General features: G+C 48.5%; 19 protein-coding genes. 16 read left to right on the top strand and 3 right to left on the bottom strand.

From position 1 onward, the window contains the following. Positions 1-14: 14 nt before the first annotated feature. Complete coding sequence (locus tag ACSTTG_RS05025; protein WP_438473973.1) at positions 15-623, top strand: TetR family transcriptional regulator; 609 nt, start codon at positions 15-17, stop codon at positions 621-623. Positions 624-681: 58 nt separating this feature from the next. Here ACSTTG_RS05025 and ACSTTG_RS05020 read toward each other — a convergent pair whose 3' ends face one another. Then, positions 682-1,779, bottom strand: coding sequence for a DUF3541 domain-containing protein (locus tag ACSTTG_RS05020; RefSeq protein WP_438473972.1), 1,098 nt, complete (start codon positions 1,777-1,779; stop codon positions 682-684). A gap of 379 nt (positions 1,780-2,158) precedes the next feature. On the opposite strand from ACSTTG_RS05020, the gene ACSTTG_RS05015 reads away from it, so the two are divergent. The 6 genes from ACSTTG_RS05015 (at position 2,159) to katG (ending at position 8,984) form a co-directional block, all read left to right on the top strand. Beyond that, entirely contained in the window at positions 2,159-3,223 is a 1,065-nt protein-coding gene (locus ACSTTG_RS05015) for an AI-2E family transporter (RefSeq protein WP_438473971.1), read from the top strand. Positions 3,224-3,226: 3 nt separating this feature from the next. After that, positions 3,227-3,883, top strand: a complete 657-nt coding sequence (locus ACSTTG_RS05010; RefSeq protein ID WP_438458301.1) for a potassium channel family protein — start codon at positions 3,227-3,229, stop codon at positions 3,881-3,883. A 186-nt stretch (positions 3,884-4,069) separates the two neighbouring features. Next, the gene (locus tag ACSTTG_RS05005; RefSeq protein ID WP_438473970.1) at positions 4,070-4,948 is read left to right on the top strand and encodes a hypothetical protein; all 879 of its coding nucleotides are present in this window, start codon (positions 4,070-4,072) and stop codon (positions 4,946-4,948) included. A 67-nt stretch (positions 4,949-5,015) separates the two neighbouring features. Beyond that, positions 5,016-5,906, top strand: a complete 891-nt coding sequence (locus tag ACSTTG_RS05000) for a hydrogen peroxide-inducible genes activator (RefSeq protein ID WP_438473969.1) — start codon at positions 5,016-5,018, stop codon at positions 5,904-5,906. Positions 5,907-6,189: 283 nt separating this feature from the next. After that, positions 6,190-6,660, top strand: coding sequence for a Dps family protein (locus ACSTTG_RS04995; RefSeq protein ID WP_438473968.1), 471 nt, complete (start codon positions 6,190-6,192; stop codon positions 6,658-6,660). 152 nt (positions 6,661-6,812) lie between these two features. Continuing rightward, positions 6,813-8,984: a catalase/peroxidase HPI gene (gene katG / locus ACSTTG_RS04990; protein WP_438473967.1), complete on the top strand. Its 2,172-nt coding sequence runs from the start codon at positions 6,813-6,815 to the stop codon at positions 8,982-8,984. Between the two features lie 120 nt (positions 8,985-9,104). Here katG and ACSTTG_RS04985 read toward each other — a convergent pair whose 3' ends face one another. Next, on the bottom strand, positions 9,105-9,932 hold the full coding sequence (locus ACSTTG_RS04985) for an SDR family NAD(P)-dependent oxidoreductase (protein WP_438473966.1): 828 nt from the start codon (positions 9,930-9,932) through the stop codon (positions 9,105-9,107). Positions 9,933-10,531: 599 nt separating this feature from the next. On the opposite strand from ACSTTG_RS04985, the gene ACSTTG_RS04980 reads away from it, so the two are divergent. Beyond that, complete coding sequence (locus tag ACSTTG_RS04980; protein ID WP_438473965.1) at positions 10,532-13,015, top strand: GlyGly-CTERM sorting domain-containing protein; 2,484 nt, start codon at positions 10,532-10,534, stop codon at positions 13,013-13,015. 75 nt (positions 13,016-13,090) lie between these two features. Here the strand turns inward: ACSTTG_RS04980 and ACSTTG_RS04975 are convergent, their stop codons facing one another. Further along, complete coding sequence (locus tag ACSTTG_RS04975) at positions 13,091-14,077, bottom strand: LacI family DNA-binding transcriptional regulator (RefSeq protein ID WP_438473964.1); 987 nt, start codon at positions 14,075-14,077, stop codon at positions 13,091-13,093. A 413-nt stretch (positions 14,078-14,490) separates the two neighbouring features. Between ACSTTG_RS04975 and ACSTTG_RS04970 the strand changes: the two genes are divergently transcribed. Genes ACSTTG_RS04970 through ACSTTG_RS04935 form a run of 8 tightly spaced genes read left to right on the top strand, consistent with a single transcriptional unit; the run spans position 14,491 to position 21,881 of the window. Next, a complete protein-coding gene (locus ACSTTG_RS04970; RefSeq protein WP_438473963.1) occupies positions 14,491-15,579 on the top strand; it encodes an ABC transporter ATP-binding protein in 1,089 nt (362 codons plus the stop codon). 17 nt (positions 15,580-15,596) lie between these two features. Then, positions 15,597-16,883: an ABC transporter substrate-binding protein gene (locus ACSTTG_RS04965; protein WP_438473962.1), complete on the top strand. Its 1,287-nt coding sequence runs from the start codon at positions 15,597-15,599 to the stop codon at positions 16,881-16,883. A 7-nt stretch (positions 16,884-16,890) separates the two neighbouring features. Then, positions 16,891-17,745: a carbohydrate ABC transporter permease gene (locus ACSTTG_RS04960; protein WP_438458312.1), complete on the top strand. Its 855-nt coding sequence runs from the start codon at positions 16,891-16,893 to the stop codon at positions 17,743-17,745. Next, the gene (locus tag ACSTTG_RS04955) at positions 17,745-18,575 is read left to right on the top strand and encodes a carbohydrate ABC transporter permease (protein ID WP_438458313.1); all 831 of its coding nucleotides are present in this window, start codon (positions 17,745-17,747) and stop codon (positions 18,573-18,575) included. Before ACSTTG_RS04960 ends, ACSTTG_RS04955 begins: the two co-directional genes overlap by 1 nt. 17 nt (positions 18,576-18,592) lie before the next feature. After that, positions 18,593-19,126 (top strand): ester cyclase, encoded by a 534-nt coding sequence (locus ACSTTG_RS04950; RefSeq protein WP_438458314.1) that lies wholly within the window; start codon positions 18,593-18,595, stop codon positions 19,124-19,126. Beyond that, positions 19,123-20,139 (top strand): ester cyclase, encoded by a 1,017-nt coding sequence (locus ACSTTG_RS04945; RefSeq protein WP_438473961.1) that lies wholly within the window; start codon positions 19,123-19,125, stop codon positions 20,137-20,139. Before ACSTTG_RS04950 ends, ACSTTG_RS04945 begins: the two co-directional genes overlap by 4 nt. Before the next feature lie 16 nt (positions 20,140-20,155). Continuing rightward, entirely contained in the window at positions 20,156-21,100 is a 945-nt protein-coding gene (locus ACSTTG_RS04940) for an ester cyclase (protein WP_438458391.1), read from the top strand. A gap of 22 nt (positions 21,101-21,122) precedes the next feature. Beyond that, positions 21,123-21,881 (top strand): sulfite exporter TauE/SafE family protein, encoded by a 759-nt coding sequence (locus ACSTTG_RS04935; RefSeq protein WP_438473960.1) that lies wholly within the window; start codon positions 21,123-21,125, stop codon positions 21,879-21,881. The last annotated feature ends 58 nt before the right edge of the window (positions 21,882-21,939 follow it).

Below are 21,939 nucleotides of genomic sequence, written 5' to 3'. Positions count from 1 at the left end.
CACATAAGGAACCTATGGCTCGAAAGACTAAAGAAGAAGCAGAGCGAACGCGCCTTGCGATCATGGACTCAACCTTAGCTGTCCTGACAGAAGAGGGCTTAGCGAAAACCACCATGAGTAAGGTTGCCAGCCACGCTGGCGTCACTCGCGGCGCTATCTATTGGCATTTCGAAGATCGAGATGCCTTGCTGCAGGCGATGTTTGAACAAGTATTTGCACCGGCAACGAGCTTGTTTGACAGCATTGAAACGGCACAAGGACAGGCTTTGCGTGAGCTGTTACTGAAAATTGCGCAGTATTTTGTCGAAAGTGTGCTGCATGATAAGAAAGTTCAGCAAGTGATCAAGGTGACCATGCAGTGGCTCTCAGACCAAGAGTTGCTGCTAAAAAATCGCGCTCAGCGCTGTGAAGAAAACAAAAAACTCGACAAAGTCATGACGTCTTTGAAACAGCAAGGGATCCTGAACCCAGGATTGACGTCTTCAGCGGCTTGTCTTGTTTATAACAGTTTTATTTGTGGCGCGTTAGAGCAGTGGGTTACATTACCGGAATCGCTCAAACAAGATGATATTCCGCAGCTGATTCAAGCCCTGGATCGTGCACTGTTTGTTGAAGCCGCATAAATTGACAAAGGAATAGCAACGAGCTTGCGCTATCAGCAGCCAGAGGGTATTGGTGTGATTATTTTTTTGGCACTAAACCCTCAGGTAGGTGATAAAACACCTCAGGCTCATTTTCAATTCTCGGCCCCACTCGGGGCGTTTTCCAATCGAGCAGCATGACCGCCAGTACATTTCGATGCTCGCCGGAGGCAAAATCAAAGCTACCCGAAGTTGATGGTATCATGCCATGTTCTAGGTTGACCGAAGTGCGAATGGCCTCTTTTGCCGCGGCAACGAAAGGATCGTCATAAAGGCCAGCCAATAAGAAGCAAATGCCGACCTCAGCAATCACATCTTCTTTGGTTTGTGCCAGTATTTTATTTTGGTTGCGCCGAAAATAAGTGTAGATCCACTGATGCTCCTGCTCACGGACCTGACTTTGATAGTAGCGAGAGTCAGCCAATATGATATGCGTCATACCGTAGACTTTGTTCATGAACTGTTGGTTGCTCAAACTTTCGTCTTGGCTGTCTGGGTAGGTGTCACGAAACTGCTGCTTGAATAGGTCGGTATAGTCAGCCTCACCGAGTTGCTTTAGCCAATAGACTTGGTTAGCCAGTTGCGCTGCCCATGCCTTGATCATCTCTCGACTGGTAACATATACGGAAAAATCGTATTGTTGGAGAACATACCTAAATCTTTGGTCATCCTGGTGTTTGAGGCCATACTCGTCGGCTCTGGCAAGCGCGCCAAGAAGGTCGACGCCTAAATAAAGGTATTCTGGGTGTCGTTGCGTCGCGTGATAACGACGCTGACTTCTCTCATCATAACTTCCCACATACTCCAATAGTCGCTTGGTTGAATAGAGTTGAATTTCCTCAGCGGTATAAACACTGGTGGCAAAAAAATTCAGTTTATTTGCGATACGTTCAAGGTCACTCTGAATGCCATCGATGTATTTTGCATCCTGCGTTAAGCGATAGAGTCTGAGGCTGTAATGACCTTGTTTAAATAATGATAGGCTGCTGAGTTTACTCTCGTAAGTGGTTTTAATTCGTTCAGCGGTATCTCGCGCTGAAAGGTTAGCTAGTGAAGGGGGTGATAGCACGAGCAATGTTGCAGCCACCAGGGCCGCTGCTTTGCAGGTGCACTGCTGAAAGCGAGTAAAACTAAACATACTAATCTCACGTGGTTAATCAATAACTTAGTATCAGATTGAGTAACTATTTTTTCTAGGCTGAGACCCAGCGTTAAACAGGCTGCGGGCATCATTCCTTCACTATTGGCAAAGATTATCTTTTCCAAGGGGAGCTTTGTGCTGGCCGTTGAATCGAGTTCGCAGACAAAGTGAATATTTTCAATCTAACACATTCACTTCTATAAATAACAGAATCTAAAAATAGACTGTGTCGTGTTTGTGATCGCTTAAGAGGGAAAATGAGTCGGTTAAATCTAAGCGGAGGCGGCGTTCGGTGGCAAAGACGCCCAATAAGTGAAAGACCGAAACCGTCTAATGATGCTGTAGGAAAACTGACACAAAGCGAACGGGAGCTGATATGAGTAGCCACACCCCTTTTTCTACCAATGCGATCGATGCGTTTATTAAAATTGCAGCAATATCGATCTTAGCCTTTTGGTGCTTTTCGATCTTGCGACCTTTTATCCTGTTGATGGTGTGGGCTGGGATAATCGCTACCGCGCTATATCCTGTGGTTATGTGGCTGCATGGTCGATTCTCATTATCCAAGTCTAAGGCGAGCGGCCTGCTATCTTTTATTGGTGTTTTACTTTTGATCATTCCGTTAATTTTTGTCACCACAGGGCTGTATGCCAGCACCTCTGAGGTTGTGGCTCAGTATCAAAGTGGTGAGTTGGTGATCCCAAAGCCTGACGCATCAATAAAAGACTGGCCTGTAGTTGGCGATAAGGCTTATGCCGCTTTTTCTCTCGCCGCTTCCAATCTTGAGGTAGCACTAAGTACATATGGGGAGCAAATTACGGCAATTCTAACCAAGCTAGCCTCAGTGCTAGGTTCTTTGGGGGGAGGAATAGTTCAGTTCATTATCTCAACCATCATCGCGGGAGTGTTTATGTCTAACGCAGAGAAATGCCAGCGCGCGTTTATCTTGGTGGCTAACCGACTCACCGACGAGAGAGGCGAAGAACTTACCCAGTTGTCTAAAGTCACGGTTCGCAGTGTGGTTCAAGGTGTTATTGGTGTGGCGTTTATCCAAGCGATGGCTGCAGGAATTGGGTTGGTTGTGGCAGGCGTGCCCGCCACGGGACTTTGGGTTCTTGCGGTGTTGCTGGTGGCGATCGTTCAATTGCCGCCGATTCTGGCGCTACTGATCCCCATCGTCTATCTATTTAGTGTCGATACCACCACAACTGCGGTGCTGTTTTTGATCTGGTCATTGCTTGTCAGTGGCAGTGATGCGGTATTAAAACCCATGCTGCTGAGCCGAGGGTCAGATATTCCCATGCTGGTTATTTTACTCGGAGCTCTTGGCGGAATGGCGCTGTCAGGCATTGTGGGTCTGTTCGTTGGCGCCGTTATCCTCAGTCTGAGTTATAAATTGCTGGTGGCTTGGCTTGATACCGAGGTAAATACAGGGGGCTGATAGATGAGACGAGTCTCTAGCGATGACAATTTCTATTTCTTGTTCTTCGCTTTGATCGCGATACTGTTTTCCAGTGCGGCGTTGCAGCAGTTTAATGTTGGCGGGCAAAAATCAATCCTGGCGTTAATTATTCTTTGCTTGGCCTTCTCTGTCGTCGGGGTTAAGCGCAAACAAACCTTTTATCGCAGTTGGTACGGGTTTTTGCTCAGCTTGGCGGCTATCTCTGGGGTGGTCTCTTTTTTCGACGACTTCGATATGTCACTGGTGACTTTATCAGCCCTATTGTTCTTTTTGCTCTCGCACACCTACACCGCGTTAAAGCAGGTGATGATCACCGACTATGTGAGTAAAAACCAAATTGTCGGCTCGGTTTGCGTCTATCTCTTGTTTGGCCTTTCCTGGGCGATCATCTATCTCATTCAGCTTGAGCTATTTCCTGAGGCTTTTAATGGACTCGAACAAAAGCCATGGTTAGATAACCTATTTGAGGTGGTCTATTTTAGTTTTATCACCTTAACCACTGTTGGTTATGGTGATATTTCTCCGCGGCTGCCAATTCCACGGTTTTTTGTCTTTGTTGAATCCATTTTAGGTAGCTTCTATTTAGCTATTATGGTTGCGAGTTTGGTGAGCAGTAGACTGAGTCAGTCCGAAAAGTGAAACGGTGACCAAATAACTCCTTCACTTCAAATCCCTATATCTAACAATCTCAAAGTGCCTTTCCAGTCGTACTTCAGCAAAGAAATCACAGCTTGATTTGAATTATTAGTAGTGTGACGTTGGTCACGCTTATTGGAAATTGAGTATATACTTAGTACCAATCGTGCACTGATTTGGGGAGGCGGTATGCTAAATCGAACGTCATGGAACAAAGGGCGTGAGCCTGGAGTGCTGGGTGATACAACAGATACATGCTCTCCCCAGTATCAGCAAGAGCCGCAATTAATCTATCAGGCGCATGCGGCAAGCCAACTTGAGTTGGGTGAAGGTCGAGATCGGATCACCCTAAACGAGCCCAGGCGGCCTCAGACCTCGATACTCGAGTGGCCTAACTTACTCACCTTCGATATCGCCTACTGGAATAGACAGCTTCATGAAATCAACAAATTAGGCCAAAGTGATGTTGCGATAGGCGGTCAGGACAGCGAGCACGGCCTCAATATAACGGCTCCGGATGGTTACCTTAATCAGCTCAGGGGTGAATGGATTCGGCTCTTTTACCATCAGCGCTTTGTCTATGGCAACCTGTACAGTGCTCTGCACTACATTATGTACAAAGCCTTAGTTGAAGTCGCGGCTTGGCTTCACGCTAGGTACCCGTTCCAGTTCTTATCCCGTCACCAACTATTGCCACATGATGGTGCAAAATTAGCTAGCGAGAGCGCGCTGCACCAAGAGGGGCAGTTCAGCTACGAGTCACTCAAAGCCTACTTTATTAGCCACTACTCAGAGTGGATCAATGCCCATTACTTCGAGCTTATCGAAGAGTTAAATACTCATCTTAATCAGCAAACACCGGCTACCTATGTGATTGAGTATTTAAACTCCCAAGGGCTGCCTTGTGTCGATTTTGTGTGTAAAAACCAGCAGGCAATGAGGTTAGTCCGAACGGAATATTTTGTTGAAGATATGCTCAGCATGAAATGTGACTCTCAGTACCTGGATTTTAAAATTCAACAACTCGCAGCCAAGATAGAGAATGAAATTCGCTCACTGGGTTGGTAGTGAATTAGGTTGGTAGAAAATTAGGTTGCGGCGAGGTGGACACCAAGGACAAAACTAGCGAGGGATTATGATATCGGTAAAACAGTTAACTTATGCGCTTGCCGTGGCCAAAACGATGCACTTTAGAAAAGCAGCCGAGCTATGTCATGTCAGTCAGTCGAGCTTGAGCACGGGACTTAACGAACTCGAGCGCCAGCTAGGCATCAAGATATTTGAGCGAGACAATAAAAAAGTGCTCCTTACTCAGCACGGAGAGGAGGTGGTGGAGAAAGCGAGAAACATTCTCGATCAGATCGATGAACTGGTCCACTTGGCAGAGAGTCATGGCCAGCCGTTCAGTTTTCCGTTGAGTATTGGCATGATCCCAACGATTGCGCCTTACCTATTGCCCAAATTAATGTCTGAGGTGAAAAGCCACTATCCAGAGGCGACGCTAAATATCTTTGAAGAGCAGTCCCATGTCTTGGTTGATATGGTGCAGCGGGGCGAGATTGATACAGCTGTGCTGGCCTTGCCATTCCCTTGTCAGGGCTTGCTGAGCATCGAGTTTTGGCAAGAAGACTTTTATTGGGTTGCTCAGACAGGGCAAGAGCACACCAACCAAACTGGCGTCACCACTGAAGACCTAACCACAAGCAACCTGATGCTGCTCCAAGACGGTCACTGCTTGAAAGACCAGATCCTTGATGTATGTCGTTTGCCCGAGCAAGAGACTAACCAAGGCTATCGAGCAACCAGCTTAAATACGCTGATCCAGATGGTGATTAGCGGCATGGGATCGACCTTGATCCCGAGGATGGCGATAGGGCAGTTAGTCGATCGGTATCCTAATTTGTCTGTCGTTCATCTCGATGAGCCAAGCCCACACCGACGCATTGCGCTGATATTTCGGCCTAATTATGTCAACGTGGCAAGTCTGGAGATACTCGCGGAGTTGGCGCAAAAATCTCTTAAATAGAGGGGCGGGGAGCGAGGACGCTGCGCTTCGAGTAGTGAGGCTGGATACCAAAAATAGATTTGCCGCTAGATTTAGTCTTGTTAGTCATGAAGATTTTTAAATAAGTTCAGTGCATTGGCTTATCTATTAGTCAAAATCTAATGTATCGCTTGGATCAATCTAAAAAAACGAACACTATCTTCAAAGTTATCACTTTTACAAACATCTGAATCTCAACAATACTTGTCCTAACTTTTAAACAACTTATGCATCGCATTTTCGCGCTAGACGAGAGGCAATCAGTATGAGCAAGATCGATATTGGCATTGATGATGAAGATAGACTGAACACTGCAGACGGCTTAAAACGACTATTGGCAGACTCCTACACCCTATACCTCCAGACCCACAACTTTCACTGGAATGTGGAAGGCCCCCTTTTTCGTGAACTCCATTTGATGTTCGAAGAACACTACACGGAACTTGCCACCGCCGTTGATGACATCGCCGAGCGCATTCGCACCCTAGATGTGCCTGCGCCTGGTACCTTTCAGGAATTCTCACGCCTGAGTTCTATAGAGGAAGTGGAGGGCGTACTTAGCGCCGCCGAGATGGTCGATATTCTTACCAAAGGGCACGAGCGAGTGGTAAGAACAGCGCGTGAGGTACTGAAACTTGCACAGCAGGCGAACGATGAATCGAGCGTGGCTTTAGTTTCCGATCGCATGCGCATCCATGAGAAAACCGCATGGATGTTGAGAACGATTCAGAAGTAGCACGATTTCGAAAGAAGCACGTAAGCAATAAAGATAAGTAGTAAAACGACAGGTTAGTTGGCCACGTCTACAGAGTTGTATCGCCGTTGGTGGGTGCCGGCCGCTAGCTTTACCAAGTAGCACTTGGAAAGGACGAAATAAGGAGAGTTATTATGCCAAATGATAAAACTCAGTCGTCGGGCGGCTGCCCATTTATGCACGGTTCGATGACGACCAACAACCGGACAGAAATGGACTGGTGGCCAAAGACGCTGAACCTCGACATCCTCCACCAACACGACGATAAAACCAACCCTATGAATGGCTTCAACTACCAAGAAGCCGTCAAAAAACTCGATTTTGCTGCGCTGAAACAAGACTTGATCGCTTTAATGACCGACAGTCAAGAGTGGTGGCCAGCCGACTGGGGCCACTACGGCGGGCTGATGATCCGGATGACTTGGCATGCGGCGGGTACATACCGTATCGCGGATGGGCGCGGTGGTGCCGGAACCGGTAACTTGCGTTTCGCTCCGCTAAATTCTTGGCCTGATAACACCAACCTAGATAAAGCACGCCGCATCTTGTGGCCAATTAAAAAGAAATACGGCAACAGCTTAAGCTGGGCCGACCTCATCGCCTACGCAGGCACGATTGCTTATGAGTCAATGGGACTTAAGACATTTGGCTTTGGTTTTGGGCGCGAAGATATTTGGCATCCAGAAAAAGACATTTATTGGGGCTCAGAGCAAGAGTGGCTTGCGCCAACAGATAATCCCAACAGCCGCTACTCAGGTGAGCGAGATTTGGAAAACCCACTCGCTGCGGTGACCATGGGGCTTATTTATGTTAACCCACAAGGGGTCGACGGGAATCCAGACCCACTTAAAACCGCGCATGACGTGCGCGTGACCTTTGGTCGCATGGCCATGAATGATGAAGAAACCGTCGCGCTGACCGCCGGTGGTCATACGGTCGGTAAGGCGCACGGTAATGGCGATGCGACGTTGCTTGGTCCCGAGCCAGAGGGCGGGGATATTCACGACCAAGCGCTAGGTTGGCTCAATAAGACCAGTCGTGGCATTGGTGCAGATTCTGTTACCAGTGGGCTTGAAGGGGCATGGACCACCAATCCGACCCAGTGGGATAATGGCTACTTTAGCTTGTTGCTTAACTACGACTGGGAGCTGACGAAGAGCCCTGCTGGAGCATGGCAATGGGAGCCTGTCGGCATCAAAGAAGAGGACAAACCAGTCGACGCTGAGAACCCTTCTGTGCGTCAAAACCCGATCATGACCGATGCCGATATGGCAATGAAGATGGACCCAGAGTATCGTAAGATCTCTGAGCGTTTTTATAATGATCCAGCCTATTTCTCAGAGGTGTTCGCTCGTGCATGGTTCAAGCTGACACACCGCGACATGGGGCCAAAAGGACGGTACATTGGCCCGGAAGTGCCTGCGGAAGACTTGATTTGGCAAGACCCAGTTCCGCAAGGCAGTACGACTTTTGATGTTGCTTCGGTCAAGGCGAAGATCGCTTCAAGTGGACTATCGATTGGTGATATGGTCGCGACCGCTTGGGATAGTGCGCGAACCTTCCGAGGTTCAGATAATCGTGGCGGGGCTAATGGGGCGCGGATTCGCCTCGCGCCGCAAAAAGATTGGGTAGGTAATGAGCCAGAGCGTCTTTCAAGAGTGCTTACTGTTCTGGGCGCTATTGCTGATGACAGCGGTGCCAGTCTTGCGGATGTGATTGTCTTGGCGGGTAACGTCGGCGTTGAGCAGGCGGCGCAAGCCGCAGGCGTAGATATCGACGTGCCATTTGCACCGGGACGAGGAGATGCCAGTCAAGACATGACCGACCAAGACTCGTTTGAGGTGCTTGAGCCGGTGCATGATGGCTTCCGCAACTGGTTGAAGCAGGATTATGCTGTGACGCCCGAAGAGATGCTGCTTGATCGCGCACAGCTTATGGGGCTGACGGCCAGTGAAATGACGGTGCTGGTAGGCGGTATGCGAGTCTTGGGTGCCAATTATGGCGGTGAACTGCACGGCGTGTTGACCAGCCGAGTAGGGCAGCTGACTAACGACTTTTTCGTTAACCTAACCGACATGAACTACACCTGGGAGCCAACAGGTAAGAACCTCTACGAGATCCGCAGTCGTCAGACGGGCACTACCGCTTGGACAGCGACTCGGGCCGACCTAGTCTTCGGCTCTAACTCGATTTTGCGCGCGTATGCAGAACTCTACGCACAGGATGACAACAAAGAGAAGTTCGTCCATGACTTCGTTGCCGCCTGGACAAAAGTAATGAACGCCGATAGGTTCGACCTAAGCTAGACGGCTGGTTCTGCAACCAAACCCGACCTTACTAACACGGTGAGGTCGGGCTCTTCATTGCTAGAGAAGCGCTTGAAAACTCCCCGTACCTCGAAGGGCAAAGCCGGTCCCCGCACGTCTTCACTGAGCTGAGTTGTTGCAACGCAGATAGTAGGATTGTTTATCCAGCCCACTATCTAGATTGTGCTTGAACGTGTCAGCAAATAAGTATCCACCGGCGAGTTCATCGATGTCGCCTGAGCAGATGGACTCCAAGACAAACAAGGAATCATCGATGCTCGACATCCTGTCACTGTTCATCACTTCTGCAAGGATCGGCATGTATTTTTGCGCGATATCAGACTTGACTAAGGCCTCAGTGCGGGTGTTGCGAATAAAACCTGGGTTAAAACAGAAAGCACGGATATTAGAGCCTTGCTCGACTAGCTCTTGGTTTACCGTCTCACTAAACTTGACCACCGCCGCCTTGGAAGCGCCGTAAGCCGAGCCAAACGGTTTAGGTGTGTCCGCACCGCCACCACCTAAGTTCACCACGTACCCTTTGGGTTGATCTTTCATTACTGTAATCGCGGCTGCAGTGCCGGCAAACGCGGTAAAGAGGTTTAGCTCAACTTCTTTCAGCCACTCACTGTGCTCAACCTCCCATGTCGGTCCCATGGCCTTGGTATTGTTTACGCCGACGTTATTGATCCACATATCAATCTGGCCAAACTCGTTGAAAATACTGCGAGCAACGTCTTCAACATGAGCCGCATCCATCATATCGGTGACTCGATAAGAAAACTCAGCCTCTGGTGAGGAGGTAGATGCAAGTTCATTGACCTGGTTAATCAGTAGCGACTCATTACGCCCAACACAAATGATATGTCTGTGTTTTGAGCCTAAACCACGAGCGATAAGTTGACCTACACCACCAGTGGAACCGGTAATAACAATGACTTGTTTCATTTAATCAATCTCCAAAAGCTTAAGTTACATTTGATAATTCATGTGTTTGTTACCACATCAAACGAGCCGGTGCTTCTTATGTGGCAGTTGAGGAAGCAGCGCGGAACCTTGAATAAACAATAGGTGTCGTCTGCGAGGATTGCGGTAATGCTGCTCAAAGCAATGTTGACCATTATGCAAATAAAATCCAGACCAAAATGCAAATATTGTTAAACCAATAGCAAAATGGGAATAAACTCCCAAATCAAATAGATGTCTTTTTGCATGTCAGTTAATGAGATTTTTCAATTTAAAATACTGATAAATATGAGTTTATTGTTGGTATTGGTTAATAATAGGCGTTCAATTTGCTTAGCTAGTGAGAGTGTACATGTTTCAAGATCACTGAAAATTGGTTATCCATTAGTTATGCTTGTGTCAATTCAGCCAAATCGTACTCGATACAAAGAGTTAACCTTTCGCACTCAAGGGATTAGTTTATGCGAGTTTTTACAGCTTCAGCAATGACGGTGTCTTTAATTGTTATGTCACCGATCGTGTTTGCCAATTTTCAGCAAAGTGACTTAAACAGATCAAGTGGTAGCTCGGAGGACGGTAGAGTGGCTACTGCACCAGTTAAGACACTGGCGCAGATAACTGACTTTGCGAGTTTGCCTGATTATTTTGACAAGAATAATGTCAAACAGGCGCAGTTGGTTAACGAGGGCGTTAGCGTTGGCAGTCATGCTCTTGAGGTGGTGTACGAATCGGGGAAGTGGAGCTCTTGGTCTTTGGCTCCTGGGGAGTTAGGCAAAGCATGGGATTGGACAACCCTTGGGGAGCGGGGTGAAAATATCGCCTTTGCCATTGATATTACCAACCCAAATGACTTCGACTTTCGCCAGATTTTCCAGTTTTCTGACTATGTGAATGATTCGGGTTATCAAAAACGTCGCCGAGACATCCCAGCAAACTCGACCCACACAGTCTACGTCAGCTTGAACGATTTACCGGCTAATCTTTGGCGTAATGAGCGGGTGAAAGCTTATGGGATGGCAAACCTTCCCGCTTTGTATAGCTTGGAAAATGATTGGGAGGGGATCGATTGGAAGTTAGACTTAGATAATGTCTATCGATTGCGCTTTGCAAATGGTTTGAGTTATGACGAAGACGTCAGAATTATTTACGATAACGCGCGAATTATTAAAGACTTCAACCATGATTCGGCTTATGCAGACCTTGTCGATCGCAGGGGACAAAATAATCAGGTTACACACGATTATAAGATTGACCCACAGACAGATTTAGCTGAGCTAGGTGTTGCTGAGGCCGCCAAAGGGGTGTTGGGGCATCTTACTGGACCAAGCAGAAACGCCAATGGTTATGGCAGTCACCCAAGCTTAAAGCCTGATCAAAACTGTCGGTTGGCATACGCGGATTCGTTCAACGCCTGTCAGGATGATTCCGGGAAATGGTATTTTGTTGATCCAGATGGTTACGCCTTCTTCTCTAGTGGGATTGCGAACGTGCGTCTTAATGGGACATACACGTTAACCGGTGTCGCTGCAAATGGGGGCGAGGATTCCGAGTTGCGTAAGAGCATGTTTACCGAGATACCGACGAATCAAGACTACATAAACGATAGGTACAAGCCTAGCGCAGGGCCTGTTGACATCGGGCAAGCGGTGAGCTTTTTTGGCAATAACATTACCGAGCGTCACGGTGGCGAGCGACAATGGCGTGATATCACGCAAAAACGTCTGAAAGACTGGGGCTTTAACTCACTCGGTAACTGGGCTGAAACGGATTTTTATACTGAAGCAACCCTGCCTTTTGCGGTAGCGGGCTGGACGAATAATTGTAACGGCGCTTCTGATTGTGGAAAGTACAAAACGATTGGTGCTGGTGAATGGGGACCTGCGATTCCGGATCCATGGGACTCGCAGTTCAAGACTAATGTTCAACTAATGGCGCAAGAAATCCGTAACCAGCTCGACGCAGGTGGTAAGCGACATCTCGTCCTCGGCATCTATGTTGACAACGAGTTGAGTTGGGGAGGCAAGACAGGTCAATATGATAATGAAGTGCTCAATCGCCATGCGCAAACAATGGCCGTGTTTAATACGGATGCCTCTCAATCACCGGCGAAGAACACATTTGTTGGTAATCTATTAACCGCCGAATGGGCGTTGAATTATGCCAACATAGGTCAGCTTAATGCAGCATGGGGTACCGATTTTGCTTCATTTGATGCGATGCGCGCCCCCTTCAACTTTATTGACAAGACCGGCTATGACGGAACAGACACGACTATTACTGGTGATTTAAATAAACTGCAGTATTTTATTGCGCATAACTACTTCAAAATTATCAACGACGCGCTGAAAGAAGAAATGCCGGGGCACTTGTACCTTGGTGCCCGCTTTGCTGATTTCGGGCGCACGCCGTCGGTGGTTACCGCCGCCAAAGATCAGGTCGATGTGATCAGTTTCAACATCTACAAAGAGACGATCACCGCCGAGCATTGGGATGGTGACCAACTGGCACAGTTAGAGGCATTCAATCTACCGGTGATCATCGGCGAATATCACTTTGGTGCGCTAGACAGTGGCAGCCTGGCTGAAGGGCTACTGCGCGCCTCCAACCAACAAGAGCGTGCAGCGAAGATGGTGCGCTACTTAGAGTCTGTGGTCGCCAACCCACTGTTCATTGGAGCGCATTGGTTTGAGTATATTGACTCACCGCTGGTAGGGCGTGCATGGGATGGTGAGAATTACAATATTGGTTTTGTGAATGTTACAGACACGCCATATCCAGAGATGAGCGATGCTGCGCGTCGATTTAATTGCTATCTATATGACGATTCGTTAAAAACACGCTGCGAAACAGAGTTGGCAACACCTATCGATAACGCACCGGTTTGCACTAGTTTGTATACTGGCAAAAATATTGGTGTGCTTTATCGATCTGCAGAAACTGATGAGCCAGAGGGCAGCGGTGAGAGCTGCAAAACTTCTGATAGTAAAGATGGCGGAAGTAGCAGTTATTGGCTGATGGTATTCCTTGGCTTATGTGGCTTAACGCGCAGAAAGACATATGCTTAGAAGGTATTGTAGCATTCAATTTTAATAGTTTATTTGCTGAGGTCTGCGTTGATTGACGTAGACCTTTTTTTGACTTTATGTCGTCTTTCTTTCTACGATCTTGGCCCGATAATAGTGATACTGTCCATTACAATAACGATTGAAGTGGATTTGATCAAACAAGGCATTGATACAGTCTTTAACAAGTAGGGGCAGGGGTTGTTCAACTGTGGTCAGCTCGAAAGAAGGCCAGCTCGCCATTGGAATATTATCCACGCCAATAATCGCAACATGCCGATAGTCAGGCGTTTTTTTCAGCCCCTCTATTAAGCCGATGGCGATAATATCACTAGCGCAGAAGACAGCATCAATCTCTTGCGGTTTAGTCGGTAAAATTTCGGCAGCTGTGATACCCGATTGGAATGAAAAGCTGCCCGAAAGATAAAGCGGGGGCTCAGCGTTTCTATCAAATAAGCTGCTGCGCAGCCCGGCCCAGCGCTCCTCGTTGACCATACTGCCTTTATCACCGGCCAGGTAAGCAATTTTTTGATAGCCGCGATCGATGAGGTAGTTGCCCACATCTCGACCAATCTGCTCATTGTCGGAGCAAAAGCTCTGCGCGGCTACGCCTTGATGATACTGATTGATAAAGCTAATCCTAATCCCAAGGTGAATACAGCGCTGCAGTAGGACACTGCTGATGCCACTGCAGGCGATCACCATGCCATCAACTTGATACTCAATCGCCTTGGAAATCGCCACCTCAAAATTGTGCTCACTCACTAAGCACAGCACACTCTGGGAGCCCTTCATCTGAATCGCAAGAGTGAGCTGACGGGTGATTTCATCATAGATAGGGTTTTGCTCGCTACTGGCGATAATCGCAATCAAGCCAGAGCGATTTGAGATCAGGCTTCTAGCTAATGCATTCGGGGTGTAACCGAGTTTACGTGCGCCCTCAATGATCTTCTTGCGTTTATCTTCAGCGACACTGGCGTTAGGGTTAAACGCTCTGGATACCATGGATTGAGAGACGCCAAGTACCTTTGCTACATCAGTGGAGGTGATTTTTCCGTTCGCCATTGTTTTCCTATCATCCTGAATGGTCACAACCTAAGTCTGTTCAGCAAAGCAATTCTAATACCAACTAAGAGAAACCGTGTTAAATCCCACTATTAGTGAGCAACGTCACCTCCCGGCGATATTAAATGCAACAAATTGCATCAAGATGGCACACGGTAAGCCTATGCATAGTGCATGCATAATATGCAAAGTGCAGACGTATGCAATCTAAAGATACTTTAACGGTGCCAATTCTAGTCTAATTTATTTAAGTTATTGATAATAAATGGTTTATGCAATTGTTCGATCTAATCAAACCGGTTTGGTACGCAATTTGCTCTAGCTAATTCAGCGATAAAATCTTAAAAACTGAATTCCTATGCAATGAGAATTTATTCATTGTATAGCGAGAAGGCAATGCAGAGGGATGAAGCATGGCGTCTATCACATTAAGCAATATAGAGAAGACTTGGGGTGGCACTACGGTGATCGAGGATCTGAATCTCGAAATCCATGACAAAGAGTTTTTGGTTCTTCTTGGTCCATCGGGCTGTGGTAAGACCACGACAATGAGAATGGTCGCGGGATTGGACACACCATCCGCAGGCGAGGTGCGTTTCGATCAGGAAGTAGTCAACGACTGGCATCCAAGAGATCGCGATATCGCTATGGTATTTCAAAGCTATGGCCTTTACCCACAAAAAACTGTGTATGGCAATATTGCCTTTCCGTTGCAGATGAAAAAGCTGCCAAAGGAGGAGATCCATGAGCGGGTGCTTAAAGCGGCCAAACGGGTTGAGTTAGACCACCTACTTGACCGTAAGCCTGCCCAGTTATCTGGAGGGCAGCGCCAACGAGTAGCATTAGCGCGCGCGATTGTGCGTGAGCCAAAGTTTTTCCTTATGGATGAGCCACTGTCAAACCTTGATGCCAAACTGCGCGTATCGATGCGCGCGCTGCTGAAAAATCTCCATCACGAGTTTAAGCGCACCACGATTTATGTCACCCATGATCAGATTGAGGCGATGACGCTCGCTGACCGCGTTGCCGTGCTGTTTGAGGGCAAGATCCAACAGCTCGATACGCCAAAGAACATCTACAACAATCCGCGTAATCTTTTTGTGGCCAGCTTTATAGGCTCACCTTCGATGAACTTTATTCAGGGCTCACTAAGACAAGGCAGTTTTAGCAGCAAAAATTGTCAGGTGAGCGGCTTTGAGCGCCTGTCTAATGCCGGAGTCACCTTAGGTATAAGGCCAGAGGACATTACTGTCTGTCAGGCTGAGGAGGGACATCTTTCTGGTGAGGTGTACTCGATAGAGATGACAGGAGAGAGCACGCTAGTCACGGTGGCTATTGATGGCAACTTGGTCGTCGCGCGCGCAGACAAAAACTACCAAGTCGAGATTGGCGACACCATTGGCTACCAATTCGACCTCCACCATACCTACTTATTCAACTCTCAAACAGAGCAACGGATTGACTTTGTCCTTGAAGAGAGTGTCGCCAAACTAACTGCATAATTCTGAGGGAACAGATGATGACAAAATTTAGAAAACATCTTTTAGCAGCTGGACTGCTTTTGGCCAGCACGACGGCAAGCGCGCAGTGTGACCTGACTGGTGTTAAGGCAAAAGGCGAACTGTCGCTACTGTCCAACAGCTACGCTGTGCTCAAGTACTTTTCTGATGCGATCCAATCTTGTGAGCAAAGCGGGTTTAAGGTCAGCAGTAAGTTAGTCAGCGGCAGCGCTGTGCAAGAGCAGTCACGTATCGTGCTGTCAGGCCGCCGCGGAAATGTGCCGTACGAACTGATCCAGGTTTCAGCTGAGAGCTTTCACGAGTTTCAAACCAAACAGCAAATTCAGCCAATCACAGACCTAGTTGAAAAGTACTGGGAAGAGTACGCGTTAGATGATATTCCACAGAGCGTCTGGGACTTAGCGACCGTTGATGGCGAAATCTATGCCGTGCCTCTGCAAATGAACATGCAGCAGTTCTTCTATCGCAAGGATGTGCTCGACCAATACGGCCTGTCCGTTCCTCAGTCCTATCAAGATGTGGTGGCTAGCGCGAAAACCCTGCAAGAGGCTGGCATTCAATATCCACTTGCTCAGGCAATGAGTATGGGCTGGAACTTGGCCACCGAGTTCACCAACATCTATTTGTCGCTCGGTGGAGAGTACTTTGATAAAGATGGTGCACCGCTGTTTGATGGTGATAAAGGTATTGAAGCGGCTGAGATTTTACAGGGGCTGCTGCCTTATATGTCGCCTAATGCTTTGTCGATGTCTAATGACCTAGTGATGGTCAACTTGCAGCAAGACAAAGCTGTAATGGGCAATATCTGGGGTACGCGCGCCGCTGAAATGGATGATGCCGCGGTCTCGAAAGTTGTCGGCAAGATCCAATACGCCACTGCACCAACCGCTACGGTGGCATCGTCTATTCCCGCGACCAGTGTGTTTTGGGATGGTTATGTGATCCCAAATCGAATCAAGGCCGACCGCGAGTTGGTGTTTAAGGTCCTTATGGAGGCGTTAAAGGCTGAATCGATGCGCGGTGCGAGTGAATTAGCCTTCTTATCGAGACGCTCAGCGAGTGAAGGCTTGACGGGTGAGCAATACCGCTACCTAACCGCGATGCATGACAATATCGCTAAAGGTGCTAAGGCGTTCCCGAATCAAGCCTATTACTCAATAGCACATAACCAAATTGGCAGTAAGTTGCCAGACGCACTGCGCGGTCGTAAACCGATCAAACTCGCCTTGAGTGAGGCGGCGCGCGCCTATCATCGCGAGGCCAAAGCCCAGGGCTATTTGGAGTAGGATGAGTATGAATAGACGACATTTTCTTGCGTTTTCTGGACCATCTATTGCCACCATGGTGCTGCTGATGTCAGCACCCTTGGTGATGACGCTCTACTTGTCACTGAATCGATTTAACTTCAAGGGCGATTTGCGCTGGGTGGGACTCGATAACTATCTCGATATCTTGTCTGACGGCGAGTTTTGGCAGGCGTTTGAGTTTACCTTTGTATACACCGTATCGGTGACCTTAACTGTGTTAGTCGTGGGTTTTGGCATTGCGCTGGCGCTTAACAAAATGAATAAGAAGGTTCGTGGCCTATTTATGGCCGCTACTTTGCTGCCGTTTGTTATCACCCCCGTGGTCGGTACGCTGATCTTCTCTTGGTTGTTTCAAGACTTTGGCTACGTTACCTATCTGCTCAACCTAATGGGGATAGAGGTGTATTGGTTTAGTGAGACCTTTGAGTCTCGATTGCTGATTATCCTATACGGCATCTGGCAGGTCACACCGTTCGCTGCGATTGTCTTTTTCGCTGGGCTGCAGGCCATCCCAAGCGACACGATTGAATCATCCGTGCTGGATGGAGCGCGCAGTTGGGACCAGATCCGGCACGTGATGCTGCCAGCGCTCGCCCCACTAGTGCTGTTTGTCTCGATGATCTGCATCATGGATGCGTATCGCTTGTTCGACGCGGTTGCGATCATGACAGGTGGGCTGAACAACACCGAAACACTGATGTACTACAACTATCGCATTGGAATTATTCAGGACGCAGTGGCAAAAGGCAGTGCGGTTTCTGTACTGACTATGCTGGGTATCTTTATCTTTTTGATGCCGTTTTTATATCTCACCTACAAAGAGCAGAGAGGGGCCCACTAATGGCAAACTTGTTGCGAAATAAAAGTGCACTGCTGATCTACCCAGTCCTGCTTATTTGGTTGGTGTACTGTACGTTCCCGTTTTTCTGGACCTTCATGACCTCGATTAAGAACCCCGTAGATGCGTTCTCCAATCCACCGGTATGGGTATTTGAGCCGACCGCGGCAAACTACGCCGGGCTGTGGCTAGAGTTTGGGTTCAGTACATTCTTATGGAACTCGGTGATTGTCACCTTGGGCGTGGTGGTGATTTCACTCTCGATTGGCTGCTTGGCAGGCTATGCGTTAGCGCGCTACTCGGGCAAGCTCGGCTTTGTTCTGCTGATTTTAGCCTTGGTGTTTCGTTCGCTACCTCACACAGTGTTCCTCATTCCTTACTATGAGTTCACTCGCATTACCGGGCTGTACGATACCCACCTGGTCCTGATCATGATCCTCGTGGCCATCAACCAGCCGTTTACCATCTGGATGATGCGCTCGTTCTTTATGAACATTCCTAAAGAGCTAGAAGAGTCGGCAATGATGGACGGTTGTAATCAGTTCCAAGCCTTCTTGCGTGCCATCGTGCCCGTGATGTGGCCTGGCATTATCACCACTGGCTTGTTTACTTTCTTATTGGCCTATAACGAGTTTTTGATCCCACTGACGCTGACCGCGACCGATGCGGCGACTATGCCGGTGGCGATCTCACAGTTTGGTGCCGATGACATTAAATACTGGTCGATGAGCGCGGCAGGGGCTGTGTCTATCACCATCCCAATTCTTGCATTAATCATTGTTTTTCAGAAAAAAATCGTATCAGGTCTCGTTGCCGGAGCGGTTAAAGGATAATTTTTTAAGGAGTAGTTATGAATCGTCCAGAACAAGGTGTATTAACCAAAGACAACGACCTGAGCCAAACCGAAGAGACCTTGCGTGTGATTGACTCTATGGTCGATGGTCTTAACGATCACGATATCGATAACATGGGGCGCTTTTTCGCTGAGTCGTTTCGCTGGATGGGCAATGGCGGCTGTGGCTTTAAAAATGGTCTAAAAGAGTTTCAAGATGGCTGGCAGCGACCATTTCAACAGGCGTTTTCAAATAAGGTTTGTGTAGATGAGGCGCGGATCACGCAAGGCCAATGGTGTGCGGCTTTTGGTCGCCAAGAAGCGATTCACTCTGGCACCTTTATGGGAATTGAGCCAACCGGCAAAAAGGTCATCATCCGTTATATGGACTTTTGGAAGGTTGAGGATGGCAAAATCGTCGACAACTACGTGACCGTCGATTTCCCGAGCATCATGATGCAGCTTGGTGTCGACCCGTTTTCTGGCCATGGTTGGGAGAACCTAGACAGTGAGCAGGGGCCTTTGGTTCACACCGCTGAGGTGATGGAATGAGCGGGCTAGCAGATAGCCGCGCTTTAATCGACAGGCTCAATGCCGCGATGTACGACTTCGATCCGCTCGAGGTGCGCAGCCTGATTGAAGCCAGCTTCGATAAAGAGGCGCTGATCCAACTCGCGTATCCATTTGAGACCCTGTCTGGCGTGGATGCGCTCTGGGACGAGGTGTACGGACTGCTGCTTAACGCGATTCCAGATCTGGAAAAGCGCACCTACATCTCAATGGTGGGTGAGGCAGAAGGCAAGTGTTGGGTCGGCTGTGCAGGCTATTACACTGGGGCTTTTCTCTATAGCTGGTTAGATATTCCGCCAACAGGCCATCAAGTCTCGATGCGCTTTCATGAATTTTATTGCATTGAGAACAATAAAATCGTTGAGATGCAGGCCCTTTGGGATATTCCCGAGGTGATGATGCAGGCAGGCGCTTGGCCAATGTCACCGAGTTTGGGGCGTGAGTGGCATACGCCCGCTCCGGCAACCTGCGATGGTTTAGTGAAGGCGTCCAGCCCAGACAGCACAGCAAAAAGCCTGAAATTAGTGGGTGATATGCTCGACGCCTTGTCTAATTACGCCGAAGGCGGCGTGGAGGCAATGGAGCTCGAAAAGCGATGGCACCCAAAATGTAGCTGGTATGGCCCGTCGGGGATTGGTACTTGCCGCGGGATCAAAGGGTTTCGCAATTGGCATCAGATCCCCTTTTTAAAAGCCATGCCTGACCGGCGCACAATAGAAGAGAACGGCTATTTGTTTGCTGAGGATAATTATGTTGCGTTCACGGGTTGGCCGGGTATGGCGATGAAGGTGTCTGGCGATGGCTGGTTGGGGATCGCGCCAAGCGATAAAGAAATTACCTTACGCAGCCTAGACTTCTGGCGCTGCGAAAACGGCATGATTCGCGAGAACTGGGTGCTGGTGGATATTCTCCACGCCTACGCGCAGTTGGGTGTGGATGTACTGGCTCGAATGCGTGAGTTGAACAAAGCGCGCTATCGCAATTTTGATAAGTAGTAGGACCAAGCAAATGATGAAAGGATTCAACCCAAAATTCAAAGATTTCCCAGACTACATTTTGGGTATCACCAAGGAGATCTGGGAGGAGCGTCAATTACACTCCCTGCATCATTACTATGCGCCGGATATCGTGGTGCGCACGCCATTAGCAGTGTCACAGGGTAATGTTGATGTGATTAATGCGACCATGGGAGTGCTGGCCGAGTTTCCAGACCGTGTGCTGCTGGGCGAGGACGTGATATGGTCTGGTGACCCTGAGTATGGCATGTATTCATCACACCGGATCTTATCCACTGCCACTCAACTTGAGACCGGCAAGAAGGTCCAGTTCCGTATCATCGCGGATTGTCATGCGATCAACGATCAGATTAATGATGAGTGGATGATCCGTGACCACGGTGCGATCGCAAAGCACCTGGGTAAGACCGCCAAAGAGCAAGCCGCTTTTCTTATCGAGCGAGCGGGTGGCGCAGAGCAGTGTCCACGACCTTTTACCCGTGAGCAAGATATTCAAGGACCTTATCATGGTGTCGGCAATGACTCACAATGGGGCTGTCGTTACCAAGATATTCTTGAGCGGATCATGAAGGCAGAATTTTCTGTGATCCCTCAGGAATATGACCGCGCGTGTATAGCCGAGTACCCAAGTGAGGTTCAGGCCCACTCTCATGCTGAAATTGATAGCTTTTGGATGCGCCTGCGCTCTGCGTTTCCTAATGCCGAGTTTAAGGTTCACCACCGTATCGGCCGTGATGACCCTATGATGCCACCACGCGCTGCGATACGTTGGACGCTTGAAGGTAAGCACGAAGGGCCGGGTATGTTTGGTGCTCCAACAGGTGCTGATGTGTATATCATGGGCGCGGCTCACGCCGAGTTTGGCCCATGGGGACTGCGTCGAGAGTATGTACTGTTTGATGAGGTTGCGATTTGGCAACAGATCTTACTTAGCCGTTAAATCCATATAACAAGCTAATATTATGATTACAGATCCTTGGTTTTACCTGACGGCGATCCCCGCCGTCTTGATTTACGGGATCGGCAAGGGGGGACTCGGTGGTGCGCTTGGCATTATCGCGGTGCCCCTGATGACATTGACCACATCGCCGATTGAAGCGGCGGCGATCCTCCTGCCGCTGTTGTTTTTTATGGATATCATTGCCATCTCGCATCATGCCAAAAACTGCAATTATCAACAGTTGTGGGTGATGCTGCCATCCGCGGTGGTTGGGATATTTGTCGCTGGATTGTTTCTAAGTGTCACGCCTGAGTTTGGCTTACAGATCCTAATTGGGCTGCTTTCTGTGCTGTTTAGTATCCAGTACGTGTTGTCCAAGACTGAAGCCAGTCGGCCGCCACGCAAGGCGCAAGGGTATTTCTGGAGCCTCTTGAGCGGTTTTTCCAGTACCACGATCCACGCCGGTGGCGGGCCAATTAGCATCTATTTGCTGCCGCAAAGACTGAATAAGATGGAGATGATTGGCACCATGGCGGTACTGTTTGGTGCCATGAATCTGTTCAAGATGATCCCATACATTGCTCTGGGAAAGATGAATGCAACCAATCTGACCACAGCTCTAGTGCTGTTTCCCATCGCGCCAATCGGCGTCAAACTTGGGGTGTGGCTACTTGATCGCGTGAGCCAAAAACGAATCTATCAGTTGTGTTATTTCTTTCTGTTTATCTCTGGGATTAAGTTGCTGTGGGATGGCTCAGCGGAGCTATTTATCTCGCTGTAACACGGGCGGTCTAGAATTAACCCAGATGTATTGATTATCAGTTGAAGCGCTAAAGAGG

It is taken from the genome of Vibrio glycogenivorans (assembly GCF_051660965.1).
Taxonomy (GTDB): Bacteria; Pseudomonadota; Gammaproteobacteria; order Enterobacterales; family Vibrionaceae; genus Vibrio.
The sequence above is the reverse complement of the archived record's forward strand: the minus strand, read 5'-3'. Positions and strand labels throughout refer to the sequence as shown.